This is a genomic window from Streptococcus orisratti DSM 15617 (assembly GCF_000380105.1).
Lineage (GTDB): Bacteria > Bacillota > Bacilli > Lactobacillales > Streptococcaceae > Streptococcus > Streptococcus orisratti.
Map to the genome: position 1 here is coordinate 1 of NZ_KB904488.1, position 12,436 is coordinate 12,436.

The 12,436-nt window shown below is 40.7% G+C and carries 13 protein-coding genes and 2 pseudogenes; 11 read left to right on the top strand and 4 right to left on the bottom strand.

Going from position 1 to position 12,436, the window contains the following annotated elements; translation table 11 throughout:
- Positions 1 to 205, bottom strand: a pseudogene (locus tag A3I7_RS13245) (IS4 family transposase); the annotation flags it as partial.
- Positions 206 to 394: 189 nt separating this feature from the next.
- Between A3I7_RS13245 and A3I7_RS0108735 the strand changes: the two are divergent.
- From A3I7_RS0108735 to A3I7_RS0108770, 8 genes are all read left to right on the top strand, one after another.
- Positions 395 to 1,309 (top strand): L-lactate dehydrogenase, encoded by a 915-nt coding sequence (locus A3I7_RS0108735; RefSeq protein ID WP_018376405.1) that lies wholly within the window; start codon positions 395 to 397, stop codon positions 1,307 to 1,309.
- A 218-nt stretch (positions 1,310 to 1,527) separates the two neighbouring features.
- The gene (gene gorA, locus A3I7_RS0108740; RefSeq protein ID WP_018376406.1) at positions 1,528 to 2,880 is read left to right on the top strand and encodes a glutathione-disulfide reductase; all 1,353 of its coding nucleotides are present in this window, start codon (positions 1,528 to 1,530) and stop codon (positions 2,878 to 2,880) included.
- Positions 2,881 to 3,017: 137 nt separating this feature from the next.
- Positions 3,018 to 3,296, top strand: coding sequence for a hypothetical protein (locus tag A3I7_RS0108745; RefSeq protein ID WP_018376407.1), 279 nt, complete (start codon positions 3,018 to 3,020; stop codon positions 3,294 to 3,296).
- Positions 3,296 to 3,655: a hypothetical protein gene (locus A3I7_RS0108750; RefSeq protein ID WP_018376408.1), complete on the top strand. Its 360-nt coding sequence runs from the start codon at positions 3,296 to 3,298 to the stop codon at positions 3,653 to 3,655. Before A3I7_RS0108745 ends, A3I7_RS0108750 begins: the two co-directional genes overlap by 1 nt.
- The gene (locus A3I7_RS13400) at positions 3,646 to 5,235 is read left to right on the top strand and encodes a hypothetical protein (protein ID WP_018376409.1); all 1,590 of its coding nucleotides are present in this window, start codon (positions 3,646 to 3,648) and stop codon (positions 5,233 to 5,235) included. Before A3I7_RS0108750 ends, A3I7_RS13400 begins: the two co-directional genes overlap by 10 nt.
- Entirely contained in the window at positions 5,225 to 5,761 is a 537-nt protein-coding gene (locus A3I7_RS0108760) for a hypothetical protein (RefSeq protein ID WP_083907241.1), read from the top strand. The genes A3I7_RS13400 and A3I7_RS0108760 overlap by 11 nt, the downstream gene beginning before the upstream one ends.
- A gap of 3 nt (positions 5,762 to 5,764) precedes the next feature.
- Positions 5,765 to 6,301 carry a hypothetical protein gene (locus A3I7_RS13405; RefSeq protein ID WP_018376411.1) on the top strand — a complete coding sequence of 179 codons (537 nt, stop codon included), beginning with the start codon at positions 5,765 to 5,767 and terminating at the stop codon, positions 6,299 to 6,301.
- Positions 6,302 to 6,304: 3 nt separating this feature from the next.
- Complete coding sequence (locus A3I7_RS0108770) at positions 6,305 to 6,841, top strand: hypothetical protein (RefSeq protein ID WP_018376412.1); 537 nt, start codon at positions 6,305 to 6,307, stop codon at positions 6,839 to 6,841.
- Between the two features lie 166 nt (positions 6,842 to 7,007).
- On the opposite strand, the gene A3I7_RS0108775 is transcribed toward A3I7_RS0108770, so the two are convergent.
- Positions 7,008 to 8,273, bottom strand: a complete 1,266-nt coding sequence (locus A3I7_RS0108775) for a bifunctional folylpolyglutamate synthase/dihydrofolate synthase (protein WP_026217204.1) — start codon at positions 8,271 to 8,273, stop codon at positions 7,008 to 7,010.
- An 18-nt stretch (positions 8,274 to 8,291) separates the two neighbouring features.
- Positions 8,292 to 8,714, bottom strand: coding sequence for a DUF6556 family protein (locus A3I7_RS0108780; RefSeq protein WP_018376414.1), 423 nt, complete (start codon positions 8,712 to 8,714; stop codon positions 8,292 to 8,294).
- A 141-nt stretch (positions 8,715 to 8,855) separates the two neighbouring features.
- Between A3I7_RS0108780 and A3I7_RS0108785 the strand changes: the two genes are divergently transcribed.
- The 3 genes from A3I7_RS0108785 to A3I7_RS0108795 all read left to right on the top strand — a co-directional run bounded on the left by A3I7_RS0108785 (position 8,856) and on the right by A3I7_RS0108795 (position 12,201).
- Positions 8,856 to 10,001 (top strand): cysteine desulfurase family protein, encoded by a 1,146-nt coding sequence (locus A3I7_RS0108785; protein ID WP_018376415.1) that lies wholly within the window; start codon positions 8,856 to 8,858, stop codon positions 9,999 to 10,001.
- Positions 10,002 to 10,181: 180 nt separating this feature from the next.
- Positions 10,182 to 11,402: a tRNA uracil 4-sulfurtransferase ThiI gene (thiI, locus tag A3I7_RS0108790; protein ID WP_018376416.1), complete on the top strand. Its 1,221-nt coding sequence runs from the start codon at positions 10,182 to 10,184 to the stop codon at positions 11,400 to 11,402.
- Positions 11,403 to 11,820: 418 nt separating this feature from the next.
- Positions 11,821 to 12,201 (top strand): RidA family protein, encoded by a 381-nt coding sequence (locus tag A3I7_RS0108795; protein ID WP_018376417.1) that lies wholly within the window; start codon positions 11,821 to 11,823, stop codon positions 12,199 to 12,201.
- Positions 12,202 to 12,283: 82 nt separating this feature from the next.
- On the opposite strand, the pseudogene A3I7_RS14155 reads toward A3I7_RS0108795, so the two are convergent.
- Positions 12,284 to 12,436, bottom strand: a pseudogene (locus A3I7_RS14155) (IS30 family transposase); the annotation flags it as partial.

Sequence of the window (12,436 nt, forward strand, 5' to 3'; positions counted from 1 at the left end):
CAGATTGAGAGACAGGCAAATCTAAATCAAGTAGCTCTTTGGCTAAGGTATTACCACCCATGGTCAGTATAGCTTGAATCATGGTTTTCATCGTTAGCTGACTTTTCCGACTAAAATCTTTTTCAGGATGAAGCACAAACTGGTTTGCGGTGGAAACGATGTTGTTAATACTATCAAGTAAATGAGCTTTAATCTGATCTAACATGACTTTTCCCCTTTTATTTTTAGTGTACCATAGAAAAAACTAACCTACCACAAAACGTGATAGGTTAGTTAACTTAATGACATTGGGTCTTGACTGGCTCTTTTTCTTTTAAAAATTGATTTTCATCGGTCAATTTTCTCTTTGAAGGTGTATAATAGAACTTAATTAGAAATTATGGAGGTAAATTGTATGGCACGAAAAGTCGGAATTATTGGAATGGGACATGTTGGTTCAACAGTTGCACACGGTTTAATCGCTCAAGGGACTTTTGATGATTACATTTTAATTGATACAAATGAGAAGAAGGTGATGGCTGATGCAGTAGATTTCACCGATGCAGCTGCCAACCTCAATCAGCATGCTAATATTATCGTGAACGATTATGAGGCTCTAGCGGATGCGGATGTGGTGATTTCTGCGTTAGGGAATATTGCCTTGCAGGATAACCCCAATGCTGATCGTTTTGCTGAATTACCTTTTACAGCGAAAGAAGTACCAGCTGTTGCTAAAAAATTGAAGGCGGTGGGCTTCAAGGGGATCATCATTGCCATTTCCAACCCTGTAGATGTCATAACCAGCCTATACCAACATTATTCTGGTTTGCCTAAAGAACGTGTGATTGGAACAGGTACCCTTTTGGATACGGCTCGCATGAAACGTGCAGTTTCTGAAAGATTTGGTGTGGATGCTAGAAGTGTTTACGGCTATAACCTTGGTGAACACGGCAACTCTCAATTCACCGCTTGGAGTCAAGTACGTATCAAGGGGCAAGCTATTTCAGAATTTGCCAGTCCAAAAGAGCTGGAAGATATTGCTCACGAAGCTATGATTGGTGGACATACCGTTTTCTATGGCAAGAAATATACAAGTTACGGTATTGCCAGTGCAGCTATTCGTTTGGCAGTAGCAGTTGTCTCGGATAGCCATGAAGAGTTGCCAGTGTCTAATTATTATGAGCCGTTGGATACTTATCTCAGTTATCCGGCTATAATCGGTCGTCAAGGTGTTATTGAGCAAATCAAACTCACCTTGCCAACTGAGGAAGAAGACAAATTAGCCTACTCTGCTGATTTTATCAAACGAAAATTTGCTGAAAGCCTTTGATTTTTAAGAATCCTGAGGGATTCTTTTTTCTAGCCAAGCCCGTAGCAAATGTTTGTTAGCTTCTTTATTTTATGGTAAATTATGGTTATTACACGCAATCAAAATTAAAGTCAGACGATGCAACACTGATTCAATAGAACTAAGGTTCATCAAATCGAATCAACAATGTCTGAACTTGATGTTTGAAGCATACTAGTTCACTAAAGGAGAAATCAAACATGGTTAAAGAATATGATTATATTGTTATAGGTGGCGGTTCAGGTGGCATTGCCTCAGCTAACCGCGCAGCCATGCATGGAGCAAAAGTCATTCTTTTTGAGGGAAAAGAAGTTGGCGGCACATGTGTCAATCTTGGTTGTGTTCCTAAAAAAGTTATGTGGTATGGTGCTCAAGTTGCTGAGACCCTTAATCACTATGCAGCAGAGTACGGTTTTGATATTGAGACTAAAAATTTTGATTATAAGAGATTGAAAGCTAACCGTCAGGCCTATATTGACCGTATTCACGGTTCTTATGAACGTGGTTTTGACAACAATGCTGTTGAACGTGTCTACGATTACGCAACTTTCGTGGATGCCCACACGATTGAGGCAGCAGGGGAGCGCTATACTGCACCACACATTCTCATTGCAACTGGCGGTCACGCCCTTTATCCAGATATTCCGGGGGCTGAGTACGGCATTACTTCAGATGGCTTCTTTGAACTTGATGAGGTGCCTAAGCGTACTGCAGTTGTGGGAGCTGGATACATCGCTGTTGAGGTGTCAGGTGTTCTCAATACCCTAGGTTCAGATATTCACCTCTTCGTTCGCAGAGATCGTCCGCTCCGCAATTTTGACAAGGAAATCATCGATACTCTTGTGAGTGAAATGGCTGTCAATGGTCCTAATCTTCACACTTTCTCTGTCCCAAAAGAAGTCATCAAAAATGCTGATGGCAGTCTGACTTTGGTTTTGGAAAATGGCGAGAACTACACTGTTGATACTCTCATTTGGGCTATCGGCCGTCGGCCAAATGTGACAGGCTATGGTCTGGAAAAGACTGGTGTCAAATTAGATGAGAGAGGTTTCATTAAAACAGATGCCTTTGAAAATACCAATATTGAAGGTATTTATGCTCTTGGCGATGTTAATGGGAAATTGGAATTGACACCTGTTGCTGTTAAATCTGGCCGTCAACTATCAGAACGTCTTTTTAATAACAAACCTAACGCCAAAATGGACTATAAGGATGTGGCAACAGTGATTTTTAGCCATCCAGCCATTGGTTCAATAGGACTGTCAGAAGAAGCTGCTATTGCTCAATTTGGTGAAGATCAAATCAAGGTCTATCGCTCTAGTTTTACTCCAATGTATACAGCTCTTGGCAACCATCGCCAACCAAGCAAGATGAAATTGGTCACACTTGGTAAAGAAGAAAAAGTCATTGGTCTGCATGGCATTGGATATGGCGTTGATGAGATGATTCAAGGCTTTGCAGTCGCTATCAAAATGGGAGCAACCAAGGAAGATTTTGATAATACGGTTGCTATCCACCCAACGGGTGCTGAAGAGTTTGTTACCATGCGATAAGGTAAGTTTACAATTCAAGTAATTTAACTGTCTAAAGTCCTTTAAAGGAGGTTTTTAGACAGTTTTTTCATACAGTCTTAATGAATCGTATAGTATAATATTATGTGATTATACTATTTATTAAGAAGGGACTCATAATGAGTGGAATGATAAAATCCAATACTATTTCAACCTCAGCTGCCATCAGTGACTTGGTGGGAGTAGATGCCAGCACCGTTCAAAACCAATCTGTGGACTTTAGCTATACTAGTGGTATTTCCGGCATGGAAAGCGGACGACAGGTTTCTAATCAAATGTTACAAGCGGTCAGTGATTTTAGCCAGGCGGTCTTGATCCAAGCCAATGAATTTCCTCAAATCGCAGCTAAGCCAGAGAAACGTGATATAGAAGAAGCACAAAGATGGAGAAGCAACTAATGAATCGGATTGAGTATGAAGAAAAAGCTGCTGCTCTAACACAAGAAATCAATCGGATAGAGTGGCTAGAAGAAGATTTTTTATCGTTGAAACGAAAGCATGAAGAAAGGGTTTTGGATCTCCAATCGGAGTTTCATCATCTGTCTTTTGAAGTGGAAGCGCTTTTGCACCATGTACCTGAGGGAAGTCCTAGGAAATACATCGATTTGCAGAGAAATGGAGACCTGAAGTGGCAGATGGATCATTATGTCAGAGAACATTTGGACCAACTATCGCACCATGCAACTCAAATTCGCCATCAACTGGACGATGAAAGAGAAGAGCGAATCAGAGAAAGGAATCGTCTAACATGGGAGTAAAATATAGCGCCTCTGAGTCCGCCATGCTCATACAAGCCATGGGAAACAATATTCAGCTGGCTAATGAAGTCACGGATAGGCTGTCTAGCGGCTGCGACCATCTGATTGCCAGTCTTGATTCTGGGGAGTTGCAAGGGGCAGCCTATACGGCAGGTAGAGGATTGTTTTCAGACATCATCATCCCTTCTATCAAAAAATTACAGGCAGCCATTGACGATATCCAGACCGAGCTGGATTCTTATAAGGTAGCAGATGGCACGGTATCGGGCTATGGAACCCTAGACTTGGAAGAATTGAAAAGGCTAGAACAATTAAGGAACCGTCAGCTTGAAATTGTCATCCAACAAATCGAAGAAAACGAGAGCTTTCTCAACCAAGTAGGCGCTCTCTTGTCTGGAAATTATGGGAAGTTATGGAGTGATACAGGCTATCTCTATCAAGCCAAGGAAAATCTGGAGGTTGGTCTTCAGGATATTCAAGAGAAAATTGAGAAGCTGGAATGGTTTGTTTCCCAAGTCTCCTCCTATTTCACAGATAGCCTAGAAGTATTGCGTTTGGCCATCCAAGGAGCTACGCAGCTTAGCCAAGTACTCGTTGATAGTGATGGAAGTTATTACACTGAAGGTCTGGACATGAACTGGGTTATTGGTATGAAAAATCAGCCCCTAAAGAGCCATACTTTAACCCCTGGAACCCCCGTCACCAAGGCAGAAAAAGCCAAGAAGGCCATTATTGATGACTTTAAGAACTCTTACGGCCTAGACGAAGAAACAGCACTAGCCCTCTATAACCTCCAACAGGGTATCCTCGAACGTGCTGAACGAGAAGGCTGGTCTAATGAACAGGTAATCTACGAGTACAATCGTTTGGTGGCATCATTTGTGCCAAAGAATTTTGTAGGGAAAACCCCTTGGAGCCGCTGGAAGGGAATCGCGGGAACTGTTGAAGCGAAGGAACGAGATAGATTGTGTAGAAAATATGGCTTACTTGAAACGGACATAGAACTCTTGGACCGTACTATTGTAGGACAACACCCTGATGATTCGCTTCCAAAGGACCTAGCCCATGAAGCCATCCAGCTAGCAGCCTTTACGGAGCAAAGCTGGGGCTTTGACCTTCCTTCTGTTGTCCATCTAATCAGTACAATAGTTAATACTGGTAGAATAAACATCGGGACAACAACGGCGAGTATTCCAGTTCCCATGGAGCAGTATGAGATATCCTTTAAAGGTGACATCGATTCGAGGAAATATGGTGATCGAGATTTTAACTCTGATTTGGATCCAATCAATAGCTATGATTTAATGAAGGAAGCAGATTTGAAGGATATCTTTACAGTGCAGGCTGACTATAATAAAAAAATTGATGCCAATGAGTTGAACCGTGTCCAAGAGTTCTATGGAGTAATTGGCGATGGAGATGTTGATAAAGGCAAAAGACTCGTAGAGTTTATTGTTAGAGATGACAGCAGTTTCGGGCACCAATTTATCACTTGGGGTCAATCGAAGGAAGTGAAGAAGAAACACCAAGATGCCTTCATGGATTATTTGAAAAGGGGTGGAGAAACCAATGTTGAATAAGAAAAACCGAGTATTTGTCCTCATAGTGTTGACGTTGGTGCTATCGTTTTTCAGTTACCGACTGTATTGTTACGGTGATTTTAAGCGAACCTATGAGAGCGGAGCTTCTACCTATGAACAATTTTATTCTCTGACAAGATATGACAGATTTTTTGGGAAACAATATGTGGACGATGTAAAGAAAGCGGGCTATAACCTAGATGATTACAATTTGAAGATGATGGACCGAATTCCTGCATTAATATCTAAAAAGTTAGGAATAGAATTTGTTCCTCAAGAAACGTATATCAGTCTCAGTTTTAATTACGTATTTGACAATAGACGCATTAATGTCTTTCAGCGTCTTAATAAGGATATGAATCGGGATGGTGAAGGAATTTATTTTCTTATAGATGAAAATGGAAATGATATAGAGAGAATAGAGTTAACGGATGCTGAAAAGCAAGAGTTGACAGAAATTGCTATTGCGGAGCTGGAAGATCTACTGGCAGATGTCTACCACTCCATGTATCCTGAGGAGAAGTAAGCAATGTTGAGTAAGAAAAACCGAGTGACTGTCCTCATAGTATTGACTTTGGTGCTATCGTTTTTCGGCTACCGACTGTATTGTTACGGTGATTTTAAGCGAACCTATGAGAGCGGAGCTTCTACCTATGAACAATTTTATTCTCTGACAAGATATGACAGATTTTTTGGGAAACAATATGTGGACGATGTAAAGAAAGCGGGCTATAACCTAGATGATTACAATTTGAAGATGATGGACCGAATTCCTGCATTAATATCTAAAAAGTTAGGAATAGAATTTGTTCCGGAAGAGATACATATCACTGTCAGTTTTAACTATGAATTGAATGGCAGACAGATTAATGTATTCCAGCAACTTAACAAGGATATGAATCGGGATGGTGAAGGCAGCTACTATTTACAGGATGAAAACGGTAATCTGATTGAGAGTGTAGAGTTGACAGTAGCTGAGGAGCAAGAGTTGACAGAAATCGCTATTGCGGAGCTGGAAGATTTACTGGCAGATGTCTATCACTCCATGTACCCTGAGGAGAAGTAAGCAATGTTGAGTAAGAAAAACCGAGTGACTGTCCTCATAGTATTGACTTTGGTGCTATCGTTTTTCGGCTACCGACTGTATTGTTACGGTGATTTTAAGCGAACCTATGAGAGCGGAGCTCCCACCTATGAACAATTCTATTCTTTGACAGGACTTGGAAGACTTTTTGGGAAACAATATGTGGACGATGTAAAGAAAGCGGGCTACAACCTAGATGATTACAATTTGAAGATGATGGATCGAATTCCTGCAATAACTTCTAAAAAGTTAGGAATAGAATTTGTTCCAGAAAAGTCACATATCCGAGTTAGATTTAACTATGAATTGAATTGGAGACGGATTAGTGTCTTCCAACAACTTGATAAAAATATGAGACGAAAAGGAGATGGTGTTTATGATCTGATAGATGAAAATGGAAATGATATAGAAAGCATTCAATTGAGCGAGGAAGAACAAGAGCAACTAAGGGAAGTCGCTGAGAGTGAACTCAAAGCCATGTTAAAAGATATCTATGACTCCATGTATCCTGAGGGGAAGTAACTCAGGGTAAGAGATTAGGATAGATGGGGAATTGTACTTTCTATCAAAGAATTGCAAGTGGCTATCAGTGACATTCAGACGGAGCTGTCAATAAAGAAAAAACAGTGTCTCCAACCATTCCATCTCAGAAGGAAAAACGAAAACTACTGTAAAAAAATCCTTGTGATTAATCGTGATAATTATCGGTGGATAAAGCTGTGAGCAAATACTGCCTCACTTCGGAGATGAAGTAGAGTGAGCCAGTCACTACGTAAAACTCGTTGGACTGCTTGCTTTCTTCCAACCATGTTCGATAATCAACAACTTTCGTGTAACAGTCAGGGTAGTCTGTTACACGTCTTGCTTCGTAAAAGTCAAAATCAGTCACGGACAAGTCATAGTCAGTTAATTGATTTAGCATTTCTTCTAGCGGTTTGCGTTTGAGTCCTGCAAAAAGGATATGGATAGTCTTATCGGCGAAGTCTTGTTTGAGCAAGGACACGAGTTTAGCAATTGAATCTTGATTGTGAGCACCATCTAGCATGAGATTGGGCCTCACAAGTTCGCAGCGTCCAGGCCAGCGCGTGGATTCCAAGCCTTTCTTGATGTTGTCTAGGTTTATTTTTGGGAAATGCTGCGCAATTTGCAGGCTGGTCAGGGCTGCCAGTGAAGCGTTGGATTTTTGGTGCTTGCCGAGCATCTGTAAATGGATATCTGCAATTTTCACATCATCATAGATAACATCAAATGCTCTGCCATTGTCCAAAAAATGAAAGTCTTGGCCAAGCTCAAAGGTTGGACAGTCCAGAGCTTGAGATTGTCTGTAGAAAACGTGACGGACGGGCTCGTCCATCTGGCCAAATATAAAGGGAACTGCTGGTTTAAGCACGCCAGCCTTGTGCTGGGCAATTTGTTCGAGGCTGTCACCGAGAGTGGCCTGATGATCAAGGCTAATGGATGGACATACGACTGCTTGAGCAGTAAAAACATTAGTAGAGTCATAGAGACCCCCTATACCAGCTTCAATAACGGCAATGTCAACAGGGTCAATTTGTGCGAAGTAAGTGAACATAATTGCTGTCACTAATTCAAATTCGGTGAGTTTACCGTAGTTTTTTAAAAATGTTTTATCCTCTATCAAAGGTCTAATCTGATCAGCTAGTTTGTCAAGAGCACTGTCAGGAATGTCTTTCTCGTTGATGGCAATGCGTTCGTTAAAACATCTGATGTAGGGCGAGATGAAGGCCCCCGTTTTGTAGCCAGAGGCAGTTAGGATATGCTGTAGAAAACTAGTTGTTGAGCCTTTTCCATTGGTGCCAACGACATGAATAGCTGGAAATTGGTTCTGAGGATTGCCTAGTTGCTTCAACAAGGCTGTCATGCGTTTAAGGTTAGGTCTGAGTCCATTAGCTTTATAGGAATGAATCCAGGCTATGGTGGGTGTTTGATTGATCATATTTTCTAGGATGGTTTAATTAGATGATTCAGTATTTGAACTGTCAATTCCATCTTGGGCAGACGAACTTGTTGCAGTACTAGTTTCTGAGGAACTACTAGAGCTGGTACTTGAGTCATTAGAGGTGGCTGAATTTTCACTGGTTTGCTTATTGCTGTTATTTGTTGCAGAATAGGTGCTGCTGTCAGTCTGACTATCAGTGCCGGAAGAATCTGCCGATTGTTCTTTGATAATAACCTGAGTAGTGGAGGTTGTGCTGTCACTTGATTTAGTAGAGGAACCTGAAATGGCATTCTTGATAGTAAAACTAGCCACGATAATACTAAGAATGGAACCAATTAGAGCAATCGTTTTTTGAAAGGCTGAAAATCCAGTCTTAATATGATGGCTAGGATTCTTTGGAGATTGTTTTTGTTGACGTGAATATTGTTTAGACATTTGGAACTCCTTTTACAATTTATTTTTATATTATAGGACTTTCTGTCAAAAAATGCGAGGTAAAACTGAGCAATTCTGTTTGAAAAAATTACTCTACAATATGGTATAATAATGTCAATTGATTTTTTAGAAGGAAGACAAATGATTTATTTTGATAATTCAGCAACGACCATTCCCTACGCAGAAGTTCTCAGAACTTATCAGGAAGTGGCCAGTAAGATTTGGGGAAATCCCTCCAGTTTGCACAATCTCGGCAGTAAGGCAACCCGTATTTTAGAAGCCAGTCGCAAGCAAATTGCTGAACTCCTCGGAGTCAAGAGTAGTGAAATCCTCTTTACTTCAGGCGGAACAGAGAGCGATAATTGGGTGATTAAAGGTGTGGCATTTGAAAAAGAGCGCTACGGCAAGCACATCATCGTTTCGGATATCGAACATCCTGCAGTGAAGGAGTCTGCAAAATGGCTGAGCCAACATGGTTTTGAGGTCTCTTATGCACCAGTAACCGCAGATGGCTTTGTGGATATTGACCAGCTAGCTACACTTTTGCGTCCAGATACAATCCTTGTTTCAATTATGGCAGTGAATAACGAAATCGGCTCAATCCAGCCTATTAAGGCTATTTCGGATTTGTTGGCAAATAAGCCTGCCATTACGTTTCATGTTGATGCGGTTCAGGCAATTGGTAAAATTCCGACAAAAGATTATTTGACCGAGCGTGTGGATTTCGCCAGCTTTTCTGGTCACAAATTCCATTCAGTGCGCGGTGTGGGATTTATTTATAGGAAAGAGGGGAAGAAGTTACAGCCTTTGCTAACTGGTGGGGGGCAAGAAGGAGACATGCGCTCAACCACTGAAAATGTGGCTGGTATCGCTGCAACTGCTAAAGCTCTGCGATTAGTCATGAGTAAGGAAAACGAAGCTTTACCCCGTATCGCCAAGATGAAAGAAGTTATCTACAACGAACTTGCCCATCATGAGGATATTGTTATCTTTTCTGGAAAGTCTGAGGCCTTTGCGCCTAACATCCTGACCTTTGGCATCAAGGGTGTCCGTGGTGAGGTGATTGTCCATGCTTTTGAAGAGCATGATATCTATATCTCAACGACTTCAGCTTGTTCATCCAAGGCTGGTAAACCTGCAGGAACTTTGATTGCTATGGGAGTACCGACCAAACTTGCTCAATCGGCAGTTCGTCTCAGTCTTGACGATGACAATGACATGAGCCAAGTCGAACAATTTTTGACCATTTTCAAGCAAGTCTATGAAAAAACTAAAAAGGTGAGATAAGAATGGATTGAAATAGTCCCTTGGGTTTATTCTAGTTATGAGTCAGCAAGTTGAAAATTATACTAGAATATGGCAAAGTTAACTTAGAAAAACCAGTTGTCCTAGTAACGTATTATACTTGTAAGATTGAAGATTTACTAGTGTGCTAGCCAGATAGTATTCTTAAAAGAAAGAGGAAAAATGACTTTAACGTATTCAGAAATCATGGTTCGCTACGGTGAGCTCTCAACCAAAGGAAAAAATCGCATGCGTTTCATCAACAAATTGAAGCGTAACATTCAGCATGTACTATCCATTTACCCCGATGTACATGTAACAGCTGATCGTGACCGTTGCCATGTTTATTTGCATGGTACAGCTTATGAGCCTGTCGCTGAATCACTCAAGGAAGTCTTTGGAGTGCAAGCTTTTTCACCTGTTTATAAGGTGCAAAAAGATGTGGTTATTTTGAAAAAAGCAGTGCAAGAAATCATGACAGGTCTCTACCATAATGGAATGACTTTTAAGATTGCTAGCAAGCGTAGCGACCACAGGTTTGAATTAGATAGCCGTGAGCTCAATCTAACGCTTGGGGATGCCGTCTTTGATGTTTTGCCTGACATTAAAGCGCAAATGAAAAATCCTGACGTGACCCTCAAAGTGGAAATTCGTGATGAAGCTGCCTATATATCTTATGAAGAAATCAAGGGCGCAGGCGGTTTGCCAGTCGGGACATCTGGTAAGGGCATGCTGATGCTGTCTGGTGGAATTGATTCGCCAGTTGCAGGGTATCTTGCTCTTAAACGTGGTGTGGACATTGAAGCGGTTCACTTTGCCAGTCCGCCCTACACTAGCCCGGGTGCTTTGAAAAAAGCCCAAGATTTGACGCGTAAGCTAACAAAATTTGGTGGCAATATCCAGTTCATTGAGGTACCTTTCACAGAAATCCAAGAAGAAATCAAGGCCAAGGCACCAGAAGCTTATCTCATGACCTTAACTCGACGTTTTATGATGCGTATCACCGACCGTATTCGTGAGATTCGTCATGGTTTGGTCATTATCAACGGAGAAAGTCTGGGTCAGGTTGCCAGCCAAACGCTTGAAAGTATGCAAGCTATCAATGCTGTAACCTGCACGCCAGTTATTCGTCCTGTCGTTACCATGGACAAGCTAGAAATTATTGACATCGCTGAAAAGATTGATACCTTCACGATTTCTATTCAACCATTCGAAGATTGTTGTACGATATTTGCGCCAGATCGTCCAAAAACTAATCCAAAAATAAAAAATGTTGAGCAGTATGAAAAACGTCTTGATATAGAAGGACTGGTTGAGCGTGCGGTTGCAGGTATTACCATTACTGAAATCACACCACAAGTAGAAAAAGATGATGTGGAAACTTTGATTGACGATTTATTATAGGATAAATTGAAGTTAGAACCTGTATTCACAAGTGAAGTGTTTTTATATAAGAGATTGTTTTACGTTAATCAAGGCAGTTTTTTCGTGGGAATACTTACTGACTGTATTTTGAAAAAAACTAACGACGAGTAGCTTAAAAACTAGCCTTAGATGGAAGTACTGAACTATGAATATGGGTTCTTAGAACAGAAATTTTAAATTTTGAAGTCTTGCATTTGTTATCTCATTTCAGAGGTGGTTTATTCATTGTTCAATGATTGAGAATTACTTTTAAAAACTATGTTTTTTAAGTAAAAACGATAGAAACATAGAGAGCTGGATACTTTTGTTCTAGCTCTTTCATGTAGAAAAAACTATTTCAATTTTCAGAAAACTTTGCTATAATAATAGCGAGAAAAATAGAAATGGGAGAATTTTTATGACAAAAACGATTCACACTGACAAAGCACCAGCAGCTATCGGACCTTATGTCCAAGGAAAGGTTGTTGGTAATTTCCTTTTTGCATCAGGGCAAGTGCCTTTATCACCAGAAACGGGAGAGATTGTCGGAACAACTATTCAAGAGCAAACTGAACAAGTACTGAAAAACATTTCAGCCATTCTTGCTGAAGCAGGAACAGACTTTGACCACGTTGTTAAAACTACTTGTTTCTTATCTGATATCAATGATTTCGTCCCGTTTAATGAAGTTTATGCTACTGCTTTCAAGGCAGATTTTCCAGCGCGCTCAGCAGTGGAAGTGTCTCGTCTGCCTCGCGATGTTAAAATTGAGATCGAAGTGATTGCATACTTAGATTAATTTTTCTAAAAGAGTGTTTCTTACTCTTCCCCACTTGTCAAGTCAAGTGCAACAAGTTCATTGATAACTAGAGTTCCAGAGGTTAAGCTGTTTGGGCTAGCCCAAACAAAATATTTGCGGTTTTATACTTGTGAAGTCGTCTAGGTCTGTCATTGATAGCAGAGACGTAGTGATTGAGTTCTTCTGTCGTTAGTGAGTTAAGAGAGACACCTTTTGGGAGAAACTCTCTCAAGAG